The organism is Bacteroidia bacterium, from assembly GCA_020852255.1.
Classification (GTDB): Bacteria; Bacteroidota; Bacteroidia; order JADZBD01; family JADZBD01; genus JADZBD01.
Window position 1 is genome coordinate 62,447 of the sequence record JADZBD010000016.1, and the last position, 18,936, is coordinate 81,382.

Annotated in this window: 18 protein-coding genes; 6 read left to right on the plus strand and 12 right to left on the minus strand. The window is 46.5% G+C overall.

The window, feature by feature from the left end:
- Positions 1-22 precede the first annotated feature (22 nt).
- The 4 genes from IT233_08845 to IT233_08860 are packed head-to-tail and all read left to right on the plus strand — an operon-like array spanning position 23 to position 6,137.
- Positions 23-2,473, plus strand: coding sequence for an LPS-assembly protein LptD (locus IT233_08845; protein ID MCC7302737.1), 2,451 nt, complete (start codon positions 23-25; stop codon positions 2,471-2,473).
- A gap of 34 nt (positions 2,474-2,507) precedes the next feature.
- Positions 2,508-3,878: a M20/M25/M40 family metallo-hydrolase gene (locus IT233_08850; GenBank protein MCC7302738.1), complete on the plus strand. Its 1,371-nt coding sequence runs from the start codon at positions 2,508-2,510 to the stop codon at positions 3,876-3,878.
- A complete protein-coding gene (locus tag IT233_08855) occupies positions 3,868-5,763 on the plus strand; it encodes a hypothetical protein (protein MCC7302739.1) in 1,896 nt (631 codons plus the stop codon). Before IT233_08850 ends, IT233_08855 begins: the two co-directional genes overlap by 11 nt.
- The gene (locus IT233_08860) at positions 5,760-6,137 is read left to right on the plus strand and encodes a RidA family protein (GenBank protein MCC7302740.1); all 378 of its coding nucleotides are present in this window, start codon (positions 5,760-5,762) and stop codon (positions 6,135-6,137) included. Before IT233_08855 ends, IT233_08860 begins: the two co-directional genes overlap by 4 nt.
- Before the next feature lie 13 nt (positions 6,138-6,150).
- Here the strand turns inward: IT233_08860 and bshA are convergent, their stop codons facing one another.
- Complete coding sequence (gene bshA / locus IT233_08865) at positions 6,151-7,278, minus strand: N-acetyl-alpha-D-glucosaminyl L-malate synthase BshA (protein MCC7302741.1); 1,128 nt, start codon at positions 7,276-7,278, stop codon at positions 6,151-6,153.
- Between the two features lie 110 nt (positions 7,279-7,388).
- Between bshA and IT233_08870 the strand changes: the two genes are divergently transcribed.
- A complete protein-coding gene (locus tag IT233_08870; GenBank protein MCC7302742.1) occupies positions 7,389-7,916 on the plus strand; it encodes a DinB family protein in 528 nt (175 codons plus the stop codon).
- A 69-nt stretch (positions 7,917-7,985) separates the two neighbouring features.
- Here the strand turns inward: IT233_08870 and IT233_08875 are convergent, their stop codons facing one another.
- On the minus strand, positions 7,986-9,317 hold the full coding sequence (locus IT233_08875) for a citrate (Si)-synthase (GenBank protein MCC7302743.1): 1,332 nt from the start codon (positions 9,315-9,317) through the stop codon (positions 7,986-7,988).
- A 64-nt stretch (positions 9,318-9,381) separates the two neighbouring features.
- Positions 9,382-10,668 (minus strand): phosphopyruvate hydratase, encoded by a 1,287-nt coding sequence (gene eno / locus IT233_08880; protein MCC7302744.1) that lies wholly within the window; start codon positions 10,666-10,668, stop codon positions 9,382-9,384.
- A gap of 152 nt (positions 10,669-10,820) precedes the next feature.
- Between eno and IT233_08885 the strand changes: the two genes are divergently transcribed.
- Positions 10,821-11,081: a hypothetical protein gene (locus IT233_08885; protein MCC7302745.1), complete on the plus strand. Its 261-nt coding sequence runs from the start codon at positions 10,821-10,823 to the stop codon at positions 11,079-11,081.
- Here the strand turns inward: IT233_08885 and ftsY are convergent.
- From ftsY to IT233_08930, 9 genes are all read right to left on the minus strand, one after another.
- Entirely contained in the window at positions 11,078-12,034 is a 957-nt protein-coding gene (gene ftsY, locus IT233_08890; protein MCC7302746.1) for a signal recognition particle-docking protein FtsY, read from the minus strand. The two genes, IT233_08885 and ftsY, sit on opposite strands and share 4 nt — an antisense overlap.
- Before the next feature lie 60 nt (positions 12,035-12,094).
- Positions 12,095-12,250, minus strand: coding sequence for a DUF4295 domain-containing protein (locus IT233_08895; protein MCC7302747.1), 156 nt, complete (start codon positions 12,248-12,250; stop codon positions 12,095-12,097).
- Positions 12,251-12,258: 8 nt separating this feature from the next.
- Positions 12,259-12,441 (minus strand): 50S ribosomal protein L33, encoded by a 183-nt coding sequence (rpmG, locus tag IT233_08900; GenBank protein MCC7302748.1) that lies wholly within the window; start codon positions 12,439-12,441, stop codon positions 12,259-12,261.
- A gap of 97 nt (positions 12,442-12,538) precedes the next feature.
- Positions 12,539-13,951 (minus strand): aminopeptidase P N-terminal domain-containing protein, encoded by a 1,413-nt coding sequence (locus IT233_08905; protein MCC7302749.1) that lies wholly within the window; start codon positions 13,949-13,951, stop codon positions 12,539-12,541.
- Positions 13,952-14,014: 63 nt separating this feature from the next.
- Entirely contained in the window at positions 14,015-14,260 is a 246-nt protein-coding gene (locus IT233_08910) for a 50S ribosomal protein L28 (GenBank protein MCC7302750.1), read from the minus strand.
- Positions 14,261-14,340: 80 nt separating this feature from the next.
- On the minus strand, positions 14,341-15,870 hold the full coding sequence (locus IT233_08915; protein ID MCC7302751.1) for a fused MFS/spermidine synthase: 1,530 nt from the start codon (positions 15,868-15,870) through the stop codon (positions 14,341-14,343).
- 28 nt (positions 15,871-15,898) lie between these two features.
- Positions 15,899-16,570, minus strand: coding sequence for a hypothetical protein (locus IT233_08920; protein ID MCC7302752.1), 672 nt, complete (start codon positions 16,568-16,570; stop codon positions 15,899-15,901).
- Entirely contained in the window at positions 16,563-18,311 is a 1,749-nt protein-coding gene (locus IT233_08925; protein ID MCC7302753.1) for a hypothetical protein, read from the minus strand. Before IT233_08925 ends, IT233_08920 begins: the two co-directional genes overlap by 8 nt.
- On the minus strand, positions 18,308-18,931 hold the full coding sequence (locus tag IT233_08930) for an RNA polymerase sigma factor (protein MCC7302754.1): 624 nt from the start codon (positions 18,929-18,931) through the stop codon (positions 18,308-18,310). The genes IT233_08925 and IT233_08930 overlap by 4 nt, the downstream gene beginning before the upstream one ends.
- Between the last annotated feature and the right edge of the window lie 5 nt (positions 18,932-18,936).

The window sequence follows — 18,936 nt, forward strand, 5'->3', positions numbered from 1 at the left end:
CATCCTCCTGTTAATTACAGGCATGCTGTCACATGCATCAAAGGCTGTACCAAAACAAACTCAGGATTCTACAAAAACAGCTGAAAAAGAGCTACTTAAGGATAAAATAAACTATCATTCAAGAGATAGCATCGAAGTAGATCTGGAGCACAAGATCATCCATCTTTACGGGAAGGCGGAGGTAAGCTATGAAGATATTGTGTTGAAGGCTGGATACATCCGCATAGACCTGGGAAGCAACGTGATGCTGGCTTCAGGGGTAGACAGTGCCGGGAATCTGGTGGATCGTCCTACCCTTTCGGAACAGGATAAAGAAACGGTGGCCGACACGATCCGGTACAATGTAGAAACAAAAAAAGGCTGGATGTACCGGGTGCGCACATCCGAGGGGGAGGGTTACATGTATGCGCAGGCCGGGAAAAAAGATTCAAACGACGTGTATTACATCAAGGACGGGAAGTATACCACCTGCGATGCAGACCAGCCCCATTTTCACATTCATGTAACCAAGGGCAAGGTGATTCCGGACAACAAGATCGTTACAGGACCGGCTTACCTCGTGATCGCAGGCATCCCAACTCCTCTGGCGATCCCGTTCGGTTTCTTTCCCAATCAGCGCGGACGCAAGAACGGGGTACTGCTGCCTGCCTATGGTGAATCTCCCGCGCTTGGATTTTTCCTGAAGGATGGAGGGGTTTACTTTGGCATCAGCGATTATATTGACCTGGCTGTAAAAGGAGATATCTATTCCAAAGGAAGCTTCGGACTTAAAACATTTACGAACTATTCTAAAAGGTATTCCTTTTCAGGAAACATAGCCGCAGGATATTCCAACTTCCGTAATTCCTATCCCGAATTTCCCGACTTTTCCAATCAGAAAGATTTCTTTGTCCGCTGGACGCATACTCAAGATGCAAAAAAAAATCCGGGAACCGGTTTTTCCGCGAACGTAAATATTCTTTCCAGCAATTATTATAAGTTCAACTCGAATACCTCCGGAGATTATTTAGCGAACACATTTTCTTCCAATATAAGCTACCGGCGCTCATGGAAGGAAGCTAATCTGGTAAGCACCCTTTCGCACAATCAGAACACCTTAAGCCGGAAAGTGGACGTGGGTTTGCCGCGAACCGGGTTTTCGCTCAACCGTCAGTATCCCGCACAATGGTTTAACCGGGGTGCACACAGAAACCGTGCTATTGATAAGATCGGATTCAGCCTGAGTTCTGATTTTGAGAACCGGATCTCCGTTACAGATTCCAATCTCTTCATCCCTACGATTGCCGATTCCATGAAATATGCATTTAAGCATACCATGCCCTGGTCTGCCAATTTCTCGTTCAGGAAATTCCCGATCACCCTTACCCCCTCCGCCTCCCTCTCCTCCATCTGGTATTTTGAAACGGTGGAAAAATCCTATGACCTTCCGGGCGACAGCATTATTATCCTTAAAAAGCGCGGACTATCCATGGCCAATACGTTCAGTGCCTCCGTAGCAGCCACCACAAAGTTATTTATGACATATGTATTCAGGCGTAGTGCGGTAAAAGCGATTCGTCATGTTGTAACGCCTACCATCGCATACAGCGTTCGCCCGAATTATGCGGATCCGAAATACGCCTACTATGGATCTTATTCCACCGGGTTGGGAGTGCCCGTAGTTTACAGCATTTATGAGAACGGCATCTTTGGAGTTCCTCCCTCAGGTGAAAGTTCACTATTAAGTTTTGCGATGAACAACAACCTGGAAATGAAATTACGTGCTTCCGCATCCGATACAACCAAAAAAGAACGGAAAATAACCATGATAGAAAGTTTTGGCTTTTCCTCGGCCTGGAATTACGCGGCAGATTCCGTTCAGTTGTCGCCCGTAAACCTCTACCTCCGCACCAAACTTTTTAAGAAACTGGATGTAAACCTTCTGGGACTGGTAGATCCGTATGCGCTGGGGAGCAATGGCACAAAAGTGAACCGGTTCCTCTGGAACGAGGGTAAACTCGGACGTCTTACAAGTGGTTCCGTTTCTGTTGGTACCGGCCTGAGCGGCGGGAAAAACAAGCCAAAAGCTGGTGAGAAAATTAAAACGAAGGAGGCAGAACAGCTGAAATATGTGGAGGAACATCCGGATTATTATGTGGATTTCAATATTCCGTGGACCTTACGCGTATACTACAACCTGGTTTATTCTCGTCCGGCACTTAGTGAAACCATCACACAATCTGTTACATTCAGCGGTGACTTTAACCTTACACGTAAATGGAAAATCGGGTTCAATTCAGGATATGATTTCATCATGGAGGATTTTACCTATACCAATGTGAGCATCTACCGTGATCTTCATTGCTGGGAAATGCAGTTCAACTGGATTCCCTTTGGATTCCGGAAGAGTTATACCATTGATATTCGGGTGAAAGCATCGGTATTGCAGGACCTGAAACTGAGTCGTAAACGGGAATGGTATGACTATAATTAAGCAGGCCGCTGACAGCAATTTCGTACATTTGGGCATGCGGCAAATCTTCCTTCCGGCACTTATCCTTATCCTATCGTTCTGCTCTGCACAAAAACAGGATTCCATTATGCTCAGCAAGATATTCGCTGAAGAAATGCTCCGGGGTGAATCCTACCGGAATCTGGAATCTCTTTGCAAAAATGTCGGTCACCGCCTCTCCGGATCACCCTCCGCACAAAAAGCGGTAGACTGGGGATTTCATCTCATGAAAAGTTACGGCTTTGATACGGTTTATCTCCAGGAATGCCTGGTACCCCACTGGGTACGGGGAAAAAAGGAGGTTTGCGAAATCTATTCAAAAACCCTCAAGGCACCCATGCCGCTGAACTGCCTCGCACTCGGCGGGTCCGTTGGTACAGGAGAAAAAGGTATTTCTGCAGAAGTTGTGGAAATAAAATCCTGGGATGAACTTGAGTTTCTTGGAGTAAAAGGACTCAAAGGAAAGATCGCTTTTTTTAACCGGCCCTTCGATAACGCACTTGCCAAAACGTTTGAGGCTTACGGGCACTGCGTTGACCAGCGATGGGCAGGCGCATCACGTGCCTCAAAATACGGAGCCATTGGTGTATTAGTACGCAGCATGACCAATGCCATCGACAATTACCCGCATACCGGGAGTATGGGGTACAACGACTCCTTTCCGAAAATACCGGCTGTAGCCATTTCGACTGAAGCGGCGGAGTATCTCAGTAAGAAATTAAAACAAGATCCAAAACTTCAGGTATCGCTGCATACCTGGTGCCAAACCCTTCCGGATGAAAAATCCTATAATGTAATCGGTGAGATCTGGGGATCAGAGAAAAAAAATGAGTTCATACTTGTTGGAGGACATCTCGACTCCTGGGATGTTGGACAAGGAGCGCATGATGATGGTGCCGGTGTTGTACAGAGTATTGAAGTTCTGCGCTTATTCAAGGCTATGGGAATCAAACCCAAACGTACCCTGAGATGCGTTCTGTATATGAATGAAGAGAACGGCACAAGGGGGGCACAGAAATACAATGAAGAGGTCCTTAGAAAAAAAGAAAAGCATATCGCCGCAATGGAAAGTGACCGGGGCGGTTTCACTGCCAGGGGATTCTCGTTCGACACCCTTGATGCCCGATTTAATCAAATTAAACAATGGGCACCCCTCTTCCACCCTTATCTCATGGAACGAATGGAGTCGGGCTTCTCAGGAGTGGATGTGCGGCATTTGAAAGATTACGGAGCATTCACGATGGGGTATTACCCTGACCCACAGAGATACTTTGACTTTCACCATACTGAACGGGATACATTTGAACATGTTCATAAAAGAGAACTGGAAATGGGTGCTGCCTGTATGGCAATGATGGTATGGCTAATATCTGAATATGGGATATAACTTTTTACTTGCTGTTTTGATCCTTGCTTGTGGGAGTACCACCGCGCAGCTAACTGAAGTGTGGAGAAGAATTGAACTGCAACACCTCGTTCCCCTGAACAACTATTACACTGAACCCTGGAGGGGTACTATTTCTACAGAGCAGAAGGGAGGCTTTATCGGTGAGCTTTTGGCGTTAGCAGATTCCGGTGCCATACAGATCTACCGGCCCGAGTCTCCTTTTAACCTGCCCTTTTCAAAAAAGGAAGTATCCGGAATTTTACACAGATATGATTCTATCTACGTTTTTGATCCCATTACATCAGAACCTCTAACACAGGTAATAAAGTTTGGTGTTTCCTGGGAAGACATCCCATCAGTAATCCTGCGCGAAAAGTGGGTACTGGACCCGGCTACCGGTACGTTCAGCAAAACCATTGCCGGAATGATTTTGGAGAAAAAGATCATTTCAAATGACGGTGAGTACGTTGGGAAAAAACCTCTTTGTTACATCGCCTTCCAAATGAGTTCAGTGAAAAGTATTGAACAGGTGAAGGATTCTGAAATCCGCCTGCACTACGATACCGAACAGCTTCTGGACATTGACCCTGCTTACAATAACGGCTTCAGTTATGAAAAAGCATTCAGCCTGCTGGATCCATTTTTGAAAAATGCCGGAGTACTGTACGATACCTTGTACCCTTACCATCATCCACTCAAAGGATCTGCCCGAAAAAATGTGCTCGCCAACAGGAGCATGGTTTATTCCTACTATTTCAATGAGGTCATCCATTTTGATCCGCTAACATTTACTTTGACGAGCACTCTTAAGGGAATTCTCTTTTCCTCAAAAAAACAGAACAGGGGTGCTGACCTGGCCTATGTGGCATTAAACAATCTGAAACCACAACCCTTGTGGAATACTAACCAGGTACTGCCCATAATGCAATATCAGCAACAACTTACTTTTCCGAAATTACCTCCTGAAGAGAGTTCTCCTTATCAATCGCATCTTGAAAATGAAGATTCCGTTAAGATGGATACATATACGAAAACGATCTCGGAAAAATCATTGAAGATGGATCTGCCTTCCTATAAACTCTTTGGGAAGAACTACGTTTACTTCGATCCTTTGAACCACAAAATGAAAGCGCTTGAAAAAGCTGAACTTGATAGTTTATATATCTATCGAGATATTTTGTTGGTAGAAAGTGTGGAAATCAACCAACTGGATACGGTGATCAGGGAGCATTCGCTGTTGAACCGGCCGGCAGAAGGACTGAGCTTCTTTGAAAGCTGGAGCATTGACCCTTTAACGGGAAAATTCAATAAGTTGGTTAATGGAATCGGAGTTATGTACGGGAATGGTGAATTCGGCTTTGGAACAAGCATGCGCCTGGTAATTCCTTCCTATCTGGTAACAACAGGAACTACCGGTGACCTAATAGAACTTTCGAAAAATGTAGTCTACTTCGCTTCCCTGAACATGAACGGAGAACGCCCAAATGAAGACACCGTTATGCTGGCCTATGTAGATGATGCAGGAATAAATAGCCTTCACACCTTAAACCGATGTAAGTTGATTCAGGCACTGCTGGAAATTTGTATAAATGGAAAGGGAAAAGCCATAGACCCCTTACTTAATGCACCCATAAGTAAGCCAAAACTCATTCCCTACCTCAACACATTCATGGATAGCACCATCCGAAAGGGCGATCTGCCGCCTTACTTTCAATTGGCGAATGTACTCAAGTTCGTGGAAGACTGGTCATATGACCCGGTCAGTTGCAGATTGGTAAAAAAAGTTCGGGCTGTAACTTTAATCCGCAGAACTGAAACCTATGACAATAACATTTCCCGGATCAAGGATCAGGAATTATTAACGATACAACTCAACGAAAAATGAAAAAGGTTATCACATCCGGGAATGCTCCAGCCCCTATCGGCCCCTATAGTCATGCCAATCTTGCAAACGGATTTCTGTATATATCCGGACAGGTAGCGAAACATCCGGTTAGCGGCGAACTGGTTATCGCAGACATCGAATCTGAAACCCGTCAGGTCATGGAAAACCTCAAAGCGATCCTTCTTGAAGCGGGAATGGATTTTTCTCACGTTGTAAAAAGCACCATCTTCTTGTCCGACATGAACAGTTTCGGACGAATGAATGAGGTCTACGGGAGCTATTTTACAGGAAATTACCCGGCAAGAGAAACGGTTCAGGTAAGCAAATTGCCACTGAATGTGAATGTGGAAATTTCCATGATTGCAGCGGTATAAGTGAAAAGATGCTTTATTGTTGCAGCACTTTGCGGTAAATCTTTTCGTATTGCGGCAAAATCATACTTACGTCGAAGCGGGCGGACTGTTCCAGACAATTTTTCCTGAATTGCTCTAACATGACATGGTCCGACAGAAGCCTAACGGCATTCTCTGCCATTTCTTCTATATTGCCAACCTCCGACAAAAAACCAGTACGGCTATGAATATTCACCTCCGGAATTCCTCCGGTATTGCTCGAGATCACAGGTACTCCACAGGCCATAGCTTCCAACGCTGCCAAACCGAAGCTTTCAGTCTCGGAAGGCAGAATAAAAAGATCGGAAATGCATAACAACTGAGTAGGATCCACCACTTTTCCCGTAGAAATAATATCATTGCAGGTATCCAGTTCCCGGCACAGGCGTTCAATCGCCGCGCGCTCGGGGCCATCTCCTACGAGTATCAGCCGCGCAGGAATCTTTCTCCGCACTTTATCAAACACACGTAACACATCTTCCACCCGTTTTACTTTCCGGAAATTCGAAACATGTATAAGGATTTTTTCTCCGGCAGGAGCGTAGGATGCCCGGTTGCATTCGCCATCATGCTTCTTATAATGTTCCAGTTTAATAAAATTCGGGATCACATTGATTTCGTTCTCCACTTTAAAAAATTTCAGTGTATCGTTTTTCAGGCTTTCAGAAACCGCCGTTACCACGCTGCTCCGGTTCATGGCGAAAGTAATCACCGGTTCAAAGGAAGGATCCTTCCCAACCAGGGTAATATCTGTTCCATGAAGCGTGGTTATGAAGGGCACACGGATTCCGCGCGTTGCAAGAATCTGCTGAGCCATAAATGCAGCCGATGCGTGTGGTATGGCATAATGTACATGAAGAAGGTCGAGTTTGTAATGTGCCGTAACATCCACCAGCTTACTGGCTAGCACCAGTTCATAGGGTTGATAATCAAAGAGAGGATAATCCGACACATTGACTTCATGATAATGTATGTTTGGCATGATGCGCTCCAGGCGTACCGGCTGAGAATAGGAAATGAAATGTACCTGGTAACCTTTTTCCGCCAGCGCAATGCCCAGTTCCGTTGCTACAACGCCACTTCCTCCAAAGGTTGGATAACAGACGATACCGATATTCTTCATCCCGTCAAAGATACTTAATCTGTTGAATTTTAAGCAGTTATTATTTGCCGGTTAATATCTTCCGGTGAGATCCGTCCCACACCCCTCTTTCGCTCATTAATTTTGCTTTTATGTTAAAGTGGGAAAATCGTCGTTTCAGCTTCGACCTTCCGCCGGAAATGCATCCGGTAGTTCTGGAACGCATTCGTGGTACTTCTGCCCGAATACAGGAAATGGTACAAAACAAGCCCCATGAATTGCTGGAATACAAACCCCTTGGTGAATGGTCGATCAAGGAGCACATTGGTCATTTGACCGATCTGGAAGAATTGCATGAAGGAAGAATTGATGATTTTCTCGAAGGAGTAAAAACCCTCCGGGCAGCTGATATGGAGAATAATAAAACCAACGCTGCTAACCACAACAAAAAAAGTATCGAGGAGCTGTTATCCGACTTCCGGTTTCAGAGAAACATTTTCATTGAACGCCTTTATTCCATAGAACCCAATTTCTGGGGGCAGGCTTCACTACATCCCCGGCTGGGAAAACCTATGCGTGTGATTGACATGGTTGTTTTTGTTGCAGAGCACGATGATTATCACCTGGCATTGATCAGGGAAATACTCCGTTCGGCACCCGGGAATTTAAAAAAACACTAGCCGGCAACCATATCTGGCAGTTTTCCTGAATGGAATTCCACCATTATTATTGCATGTGTCGGCGTGACGTTAAGATTTTTTCAGCGCTGCGTTGATTTTCTTTCTGATTCCGTCAGTGGTTACGGACCCCGGGCGCTCGATGGGGTGACCCAGTGCGCGATCCCAGATCAGGGAGGCCAGCACACCAAGTGAACGTGATACCCCAAACAGCACTGTATAGAAATCAAACTCGGTGATTCCGTAATGCATGAGCAAAGCCCCGCTGTGGGCGTCCACGTTTGGCCACGGATTTTTTATTTTTCCTGTGCTCTCCAGTATTGGTGGCGCCACCTCGTAAACCATTCCAACGATCTCGCAGAGATCCGAAGTGCCACCGGGTTTAATGTACTTCAAATAAAAGTCTTGCTGCGCAGAAAACCTGGGATCCGTTTTTCTCAATACGGCATGGCCATATCCGGGCACAACACGCCCCGCTTCAAGGGTTCTTTTGATATAATCGGCGATCTGCTGCTTATTAGGAATGCCACCTCCCAGCTCCTCCTGCATTTTCAATATCCAAATAATAACTTCCTGATTTGCCAGCCCGTGCAGTGGCCCTGCCAGTCCGTTCATGGATGCCGCAAAAGCGAGATACGGATCACTCAGTGCGCTACCCACCAAATGGGTGGTATGGGCCGACACATTTCCTCCTTCATGATCAGCATGGATGGTCATATACATTCGCATCAGCCGCATCACATTAAAATCCTCATACCCCATCATATGCGCCAGATTAGCCGCCCAATCCAATTTTGGATCCGGTTCTATGTGCTGATCCCCTTTATATTTCTTCCGGTAGATATATGCGGCAACGCGGGGCAGGCGGGCGATCAAATTCATCGAATCCTCATAAACTGCATCCCAGTAATCCTTTTTCGCAAGACCATCACGATACGCCTTGGCAAATACGGATTCTGTCTGCATGGCCATAATGGCAATGCTGAACATGGTCATAGGATGCGTTGTAGTCGGAAGTTTATCCAGTGCGTCAAAAACATGTTTGGGAACAATGCTTCGTCGTGCCCAGTTGTTGCTCACATTATGTACTTCATCGTAGTTGGGAAGATCGCCGGTGAGCATGAGATAAAAAATTCCCTCCGGAAGTGGTTCCGTTCCCATATTGGGTGACTTGGGAAGTTTCTCCCGGATCTCAGGGATGGAATATCCCCTGAAACGGATTCCTTCCTCCGGATCCAGCTTGGATGTTTCGGTGACAAGTCCGATCATGCCTTTCATGCCCTGATATACCTGTGCAACGGTATATTCACCCAGTTTCACATCACCGTGTTCTTTTATCAGCGCCTTTACCTCGGCCGCCATCGGCCGGGCCTTTTCAATAAATTTCTCTTTTAAACTATCCATAGGAATATGATATACGCCCTAAAAATACGGCGGAATAGGCTGATATCAAAGTGAAAAGGTATGATTAAACGGACCGGAACCCCCTGCCCGGGTACAAGGCAGCCTCTCCAAGGCTTTCCTCTATCCTCAAAAGCTGGTTGTATTTGGCAATTCTGTCGGACCGGGAAGCCGAACCGGTCTTAATCTGGCCGGTTCCAAGGGCCACGGACAGGTCTGCAATGGTAGTGTCTTCGGTTTCACCTGAACGGTGGCTCATGACGGATGTATAAGCGTGGGTATGGGCCATCTGCACGGCACTGATGGTTTCCGTTAACGTACCGATCTGGTTCACCTTTACCAGGATGCTGTTCGCAATGCCATTTTCAATGCCCTTCTGCAATCGTTTCACATTGGTTACAAACAGATCATCCCCTACCAACTGCACCTTGTCGCCTATGACCTCGGTAAGTTTATGCCAACCGTTCCAGTCATCCTCCGCCAGGCCGTCTTCAATGGATATTATAGGATATTTCTTACACCAATCAGCCCAGTAGGAAACCATATCCTCAGAACTCAGCTTATCACCTGTGGATTTCTTCAGCACATACTTTTTTGATTTCTCATCGTAAAACTCGGTACTTGCGGCGTCCATGGCAATGAATATGTCGTGGCCCGGACGATATCCGGCCGATTCGATGGCTTTAAGTACAAACTTAATGGCCTCTTCGTTCGACTTAAGATTAGGAGCAAACCCGCCTTCATCACCCACATTGGTAGAAAGTCCCTTGGCTTTCAGCACTGTCTTAAGGTGATGAAAAATTTCTGCACCCATTCGCAGCCCCTCTGAAAAACTCTCCGCTCCCACGGGCATTACCATGAATTCCTGAAAATCTATTCCGTTATCCGCATGAGCCCCTCCGTTCAGAATATTCATCATCGGTACGGGCAGGGTATTGGCATTCACACCTCCCACGTATCGGTAGAGCGGTAGTCCGCTTTCATCAGCAGCTGCTTTTGCTACGGCCAGTGAAACCCCCAAAATAGCATTGGCACCCAGGTTCGCCTTATTTTCCGTGCCGTCAAGTGCAATCATCCGCCGGTCTATGCCCGACTGATCCAATACATGCATTCCCCGCAGTTCCTCATTGAGGGAGGTATTAATATTCTGCACGGCCTTCAGCACACCCTTTCCCAGGTAAGTTTTCTTATCACCGTCGCGCAGTTCAACTGCTTCATGAGCTCCTGTGGAGGCTCCGGATGGAACAGCAGCCCGTCCCAACGTTCCTTCATCCGTGATAATGTCTACCTCTACCGTGGGGTTTCCGCGGGAATCCAGAATCTGGCGGGCGATGATCCTTGCAATGTGTCCCATGTATTCGATTTTGAACTCTAAAAGTAGGATTTTCTTACTTTTAGTGGATGAGGTTTTTAACCCTTTTTGCACTATTTACCCTGATGTGGATCCAGGCCTGCCGACACAGTAAAACCGGCACGGGTAATGCGGCGAAGGAGATTCCGGTCTGTATCAGGGAAAAAATAGATGCTTTTATCAAGCTGAATAAAAAATATCAGCCAGCTTACGTGACTTCCTATACCTACAAGGGAAAAAGAGTCTTCTATTTTCCTGACCGGTGTTGCGACCAGCAGGCAGAGGTCTGGGATGAGCAGTGCAATCTGGTTTGCTCGCCGAAGGGCGGATTTACCGGTACCGGTGATGGGAAATGCAATGATTTTTTCTCCGAAGCCAGGGACAGCGCCGCAGTATGGTTGCAGCCGCCCGACTAGGAACCAAAGAGGGAATCCACGAATTCCCGGCGATGAAAGACCTGGAGATCCTCAAGGCCTTCTCCCACCCCGATATACTTTACCGGAATTTTAAACTGATCCGAGATACCAATCACCACGCCTCCTTTGGCTGTACCATCGAGTTTGGTGATGGCCAGCGAAGTTACACTGGTGGCCTGGCTGAATTCCCTGCACTGATTCAGTGCGTTTTGTCCGGTAGATCCATCCAACACCAGAAGCACCTCATGTGGTGCATCGGGTACTACCTTCTGCATCACATTCCGGATCTTGGTTAATTCATTCATAAGGTTAATCTTATTATGGAGCCGACCGGCGGTATCAATGATTACTATTTCTGTGTTTTTTGCAACTGCGGAGGAAAGAGTATCGAAGGCAACGGAAGCCGGATCGGCATTCATTCCCTGCGATACCACCGGCACATTCACACGCTCGCCCCATATCCTGAGCTGATCCACAGCAGCCGCTCGAAACGTATCCGCTGCACCAAGCATCACACTTTTTCCCGCCTTACGGAATTGGTATGCGAGTTTGCCGATGGTTGTGGTTTTGCCAACTCCGTTCACGCCCACCACCATGATCACGTATGGCCGCCGGGTGTGTGAAACTGAAAATTCATCCTGTACTTCCTGATTCCGGCTCACCAGCATCTCTGCGATCTCATCCCGGAGGATTTCGTTCAGTTTTTCTGTGGGAAGCCCCCGGCTCTCTTTTGAAATCCTTTGCCGGATCCGATCGATCACCTTTAAGGTGGTTCCCACACCTACATCGGATGATATCAGTACCTCTTCCAGATTCTCCAGCACCTCATCATCAACCACCGCTTTACCCATGACGGCGCTCTTCAGACGGGAGAAAAATCCCTGTCTGCTCACAAAAAGTCCTTTCTGAAGAGTCTCTTTCTTTTCCTTGCTAAAAAAGCTGAATATTCCCATACATCAAAAAAAAAGCTTCTCCCGGTTTCGAAAGAAGCTCAGTTCAGTGAGAAGTAAAAATTATTTTGCGGCGAGGAATTCCTTGATGTGATCGTTATGTACGATCTCTTCACGAAAAACATACGCGCCGGTTTTTTCAGACTTCACCATCTTTATCACTTTAGTAAAATCCTTTCCTTTTCCGGACTTGAGTGTAGCTACTACTTTCTTTGCCATGATTCAGATTATTTGATCTCTTTATGTACAGTTACTTTCCTGAGGATCGGGTTGTACTTCTTCAGTTCGATACGATCGGGTGTATTCTTTTTGTTCTTTGTGGTGATATATCGGGAAGTTCCCGGCTTACCACTCGCCTTGTGCTCGGTACACTCAAGAATCACCTGGATCCTGTTGCCTTTCTTCGCCATTTTGCTTGAATTTTAATGAATTAAGGGGTGCAAATGTAGAAATTCTCAAAGGAATACACAATATCTCAATGAAGCAAAGATTGTAAATATCTGATTATCAGTATTTCATGTGGTTCAAGATGCTCTCTTTTTTCATCAAAGCCTCTACATCCTCGGCCGTTTTTACGACGCCTGTACTTAAGTTTTCAGGACCACCGGTGGTAATAAGAATATCGTCCTCAATTCGCACTCCGATGTTCCACCACTTCGGATCACAATCGCTTCCGGCTGCGATATAGATACCGGGCTCAACTGTAATCACCTGACCGGGGGTCAGCTTTCCGTAGAGACCCGGGTCGTGTACGTCAAGGCCCAGGTAGTGAGATGTTCCATGAAAAAAATACTTAATAGCTTCTTTGCGCTCTTTAATAATTCCCAATTCGAGCAGCCGGTTTTCGATCACTTCCATGGCCGCTTTATGCGGATCCCGAAAATCGTTGCCTGTAACACAGGCTTTGATTCCCGCGAGCTGCGCCTCCAGAACAATATTGTAAATAATTTTCTGTGCGGGGGTAAATTTTCCGTTCACAGGAAGTGTACGGGTTACATCTGCTGTATACCCGTGGTACTCGGCTCCCGCATCCACAACCAGCAGGTCATTCTTCACCAACATTTTCCGGTTCGTGTTATAATGCAGGATACAACTATTTTCTCCGCCTCCCACGATACTGGGATAACCGGTATACTCAGCACCGGACTTCCGGAACATAAATTCAATGATAGCCTGTGCCTGATATTCGGTCATACCTCCCTCCAGCGCCTTCATCAGCTCAGTATGCGCATCCACTGTTATCTTAACAGCCTTCCGGATCAGGATCATTTCCTCCGGTGTTTTGATCTCACGAAGTGCCGACATAGAGTTTTTCAACTGGAGGGAATCCAATTTTGCTCCTGTTACCTCTACTTTGATTCTGAAATGTCTTATCAGACTGGCAAGATCTCCGCGATCGAAAGAGTCGTCCTCCACCGCAGGAAATTTATTATTCCATATGACCATGGAAAACCGGGAAAGATCTATTTTGAATTCAGAAAAATCCCACCCTGAAAAAACTTTTTTGAAACCCAGCTTTACACGAGCAGAATCCAGCCCCATTCTGCGGCCGGTCCATCTTTCCATGAAAGGATTTCTGTCCTGCATGAACAAAACTTCATTGACCATTTCCCCTCCTACATCCTGCAGTTCTTTAAAGATAATCACAACGGCATTCGGCTCGATTAGACCCGTGAGATAGAAAAAATCAGGGTCCTGATGATAATGGAAGTAGACATCATTTGAGCGCCGCTGTTCTGGGGCAGAAAAAAGGAATGCGACACTATTCTCAGGCATGCGGGATCGCAGGGCTTCACGTCTGCCCTGATGAAATTCCTTTCCTGGCCAATCCGTATCGTACAGACTCACTTGCTTTTGTCCGGCGGCTGTGAACGCGCAGAGGACGATGGCAGTAAAAAGGATATTTGGATGAATTCGCATGAAACAAAAAACCTTGCTATAAAGATAGCAAGGTCAGAAATTGTGCCATTTGGCAAACGCCGGTTACTTCTTCTTTTTATAAAAACCTTTCTCCGCAGCCTCTTTCAGTGCTATGCTAAGGCCTTTCTTATTGATCGTGCGCATTCCTGCGGCGGATACTTTCAGCGTAATCCACTTTTTTTCCTCCGGATGATAAAACCGCTTGATCTGGAGGTTCGGAAGAAAGGTCCGTTTCGTCTTGTTGTTGGCATGAGACACATTATTCCCCACCATCACTTTCTTTCCTGTAATCTGACAAATCTTCGACATGACCTTGATTTTTAAAGGGATGCAAAGAAACTAATTTTTTACGAAATAGCCAAAGAAAGCCTAAGGCAATTAAATCTATATTATTGAAAAACAGGGAAATATCTTCCCCTTTGCATCTCTCCATTAAAGTAACCTATGCTTAAATACCTCCATTTCCTGTAAGCTTCCCTATTAAGAATATCCAATATGGGCCGGTTATCCGTAAGCAAAACGGCATCTTTTATTTCACTAAAGGAAGGGAATATCTCCATTGATTGCCATTCATGCTGGATGCTGATGGAGGCGTTTCCATGTTTAACAGCGAAAAATTCAATATTACTCCAATCTTCCTCCAGAGCGGTGGGAAAAAGCCGGACATCATATCCTGATGCAAGCAATGTGCGGTAAATCGAACGGTTTCCTCTGCCGCCCTCCCCTTTGTAATATCCATTTCCGTTGATGATCAAAACCCCAAGATCCTCCAGCGCATTGTATATCTCCCGGAAGGCTTCTGCGGTAAAGCAATGTCCTGGAATTTCCTCCCCCTTGAAAATATCCAGTATGATCGCGTCATATTTCTTCCCCGATGTCCGGATGTGATGCCTGGCATCATCTATTACAACGTTTACACCGGCATCCAGCTGAAAATACTTTTGTGCGACCTGCGTAATTCTTGGATCAATCTCACAGACTTCCACATCATATCCGTTCTTAGTCAGTTCATTGGCCAGTCCGCCTCCGCCCATTCCGCAGACCAGCACCGACGATCCCGGCTTTCGGGATTCCAGCAGGGAAACCACCAGAGGAACATAGGCGTAATAGTGCTCGTCTTCCAGGGGTGACAACTGCGCCTGGGTCATCCTGTTCACATAGAGTGTACGGTTAAATCCCAGAAATCTGCCCCCCGAATCTGACATCGGATAATCCACAACCATAATCTGTCCCATCAAACCTTCCGAAAAGAAAGGAACCGGTATCCCCGGCTGCAGGGGTGGGGCAATCATCTTATAAATGCACCAGCCGGCAATGCCAACCCAGATGATTACACCTCCGGTGAATGAACGTATCAGGAAAAGAAGAGGAATCAGTCCAAGAATAATTCCTGTGACAACAGCAGGCCCCGTTAAGCCGAAATGAGGAATGATAATGAAGCCGGTCAGAAATGTTGCCAATATTCCTCCAACCGTGCTGGTAGCGTAAACTGTACCAGCCACTTTTCCTGGGGATGATGATTCCTTGCTAAGTAAACCGACCAGGAGTGGTGAAACCATTCCCATCATAAAAACGGGCGGGAAAAGGAATGTCAACGTACATATCAGGATGGCTGGGGTAAGCGGCAAGTTTCCGAAAATATACGTCATTGTAGTGCTCAGAAAAGGCATGAGGGAAATGAAAGCACTGCCAATCAGTAATACAACCATCAAGGGTTGGGTGTCATTCTTCCTGGCAGATAATAGTCCGCCGGCAAAATATCCGCCCGCCAGTCCTCCCAGAGTAACCGCCATCACCGTGGCCCACACATGAAGAGAAGAACCAAAATGTGGCGCAAGCATCTTAGCACCGAGTAACTCCGCTGCCATAACAGCAGCCCCTTCCAGAAAGCAGAGAAAATAAAGCAGACGTGTATTCACCCGGCAAAGATAGCAAGGAAGCGCGGAGTTATTGGGGTACTACGGAATCCTCTACTAAAAAAAAGTCTGGAGACCCAGCGCTAAGTACAATGATCAGTTCCACAGAACAGTGAACCCTCCTGCTCCTCCGGATCCTTGTGCCTTGCCCGGTATACCGGACCTCTCTGGCCGGAGTCCATTTCAGGATCAGTGAAAGTGCTTCGAAACACTTTTTTTCTACCTGACTTTTCTGCCCATTTTCATTTAGGTAGGAGTACTCCGCTTCGCCGCTCCTGTTGATCCGGGCTACAAGCCTGATGGTATCAGTACAAGGAGTGCGAAGCCATGCATACTTATAGGCAATGTTCTCAGAAAAAAAAGAGTCCAAATCAAAATAAAGGGTATTGGCGGTTTCCGATAACCGCAGGTACTTTTCCCTGTCCTGGTTAGCAATGTAAAACGGCTCAGGACCGATAAGTCCGTTAGGTATCATGTTTTTCTGATCATTCAGAAATGCAGCTCCGTCTTTCAGCTTTTTTTTCCGGTGAGATTGAGCGGGACGGTACTTCAGCAGCACTTCCACCACAGGCACAATCCCGGGTCGTTGCACCTTGATAACCCCGTAAGTATCTCCCGGAGCGGAGAAAAGGGAATCAGCCTGGGCCATCCCCCAAAACGGCGCCAGGCTGAATAACCCCAACCAAACAAAAAAGCTACTCAAGCGACAGGGTTCCAAACAGGTATTTTTTTATCGCATCCGGAGATCCTACATCTACCGGCGCTTCGGTGAAAACTAAACTTACCAATCCCTCTGCACCGGGATGGCTTTGAGCATAGGTAAATTCCTTTTCCATGCATACCAGAAGCTTCATGTCCTGGGAAATGGTCCAGGCCATATTTTTACCCGATGCGAGCCGCGTCGTGAATACCGATTGCCGGGGAACCCATGTTGTGACCATTCCGTTTAATTTAAGGTTTACCAAACAGATGTCTACCGCGTCCAGTGGTTGACCGTTCTTTAAATAGGTAACGGCGCTGAAAGGATTCGCGTAATGCAGATGAGGGTTGTCGCAATTCCATATCCCGAAGCCGGCGATGCTGAAAGTCCTGAGAACATTCGCATTCAGACCAAATAGCTGCGTCTGAAGATCGCTCTCCGCCTGGCGCTTTTTCATTTCAGTCTGTACTTGCCCGTTCAGGCTGTTGTTCTTTTTGATTTGGCTCAGCACCTCATTATACTCCGACTGTAATTTCTTTTCTGTCTCTTTTTTAAGGTTCAATTGTTGCTGGAACTGAGAAAACCTGTCATCGAACAACTTTTTCGCTTTTTCGAAGTCCACTCCCTCAAAAACAGGGCTTACAGAAAAAACCTTTTTCAGTGTACGAGACTTCAGGATGATCTGGTACGTACCCCGTACTTCTCCTTCCTTTATCACTGCATCTTCCCACGTTATCTTATACATGTCGTCCGTGAAATCTGTATTGGAAGGATCTACCTCCCACAGCACATCTTTATAAATAGTAAGTTCAGGGAACTCCTTTTTGTCAACATCAATATTAAACGTATAGCGTCCTTTGGTGTGCTGTTTGGGTTGCATCGGTTTGGTATTCTCCATCTGATTGATATCCTTGCGAACCTCCGTGATCTCCCGGCTCAGGTTATCTGCCCTGGTCAACACAGGCAACCTATCCGCCGTATCGGATACTGCAACCGGTGATTTCTGATCCGGGAACTTCTGCAACTCGTCTCTTCCCCGGTAGATCCAGTTTTTAATTGCGGTATCGAGGGAATACACATTGTAGCTGCCGTCCGGATCATTACTGACCATTTCCACTTTCACTGGTTTTTCCGGATCTATTTTCAACACCTTTCCTCCCTGAAAAGCATAAACCTCTATCATTCCAGCGCTTTCAAAATCATAATGTACTCCTGATGAATCATAGGTCATAGGTATTCCGCTGAGAAAAAAATCTACCGGATCGTGAAACTCTCTGACCTTCACCTCTACGTCACCTTTCACCTGCTTTCCTTCATCATTCTGCAACGAACTTTCAGGGAACGTAAGAAAGGATCCTTTGGACGTTCTGATCCTCCCACCCTTCTCCGCCGACAATTTGAATTTTTCAAAAGGCATGTCCAAGCCGTCAAAAGGCGGAGCGATGAAAGGGCTGCCAGGGCGGCGGTGAAGGGAAATATCCTTCGTAGTCTCTTGCAGACCGGCTCCCGCTACAACTGTGATTTCTCCCCTGGTATGCTCAACGGACGAAAAATAATTAATCATCAGCCAGATCGCCGCCGTTGTTACAAGCGCCGCCGTTCCTGCCAAAAATCCCCACGTTTTATAGAAGGGTTTGGCCGCCGGCGCTGCTTTGACCTTGTTGAGTACCGACTTAAAATCTCTGCCCTTCCTAATCTCCTCGCTGCTGATTTCCGGACGGTCCAGTTTTACCTTTCTTTTCATGACTTGCTTCTTTCTGATTTATCATTCAGCATTTTTCTGATCCTTTCCAGGGCACGGTACATTCGAACCTTGGCTGCATTTTCAGTGATCCCCAAAATTTCCGCCGCCTCTTTAAACGAACGCTTTTCGCAAAAGCGCATCTCAACAAGCTGCAGATCCTCTTCGTTGAGGTCAGCTATCACCTCTGCGATTTGCCCGTAACGGGCCTCGTTGAGCACTTTTTCACCCACCGATTCGTCTGCTATATCCTCCAGTACCTCCTCATTGAGACTCACGCATCGCTGCGCCTGCCGGTCGCGCAAAGTCTGATAAACCTCACTTTGCGCAATCCTGTAAAGCCAGGAGACGAACGGCAGTCCGCGGTATTCATACTTCCTGAGATTCGTGATGGCTTTTAAGAACACCTGCTGTACAATATCAAAGCAGAGATCCTTGTCATCCAGCCGTTGGTATGCGTAACGGAAGATCTGCTCGTGGTATCGATTATACAAAGGCTCGAATCTGCCAGCATCCAATTTGGCAGCCTCAATAATGGCTAATTCTTCTGCCATCTGTTCATTACTGACATGATACTTAGAGTGGACTTCCATTCCGTACGCTTTAACGGCTGTATTAATCATTATTG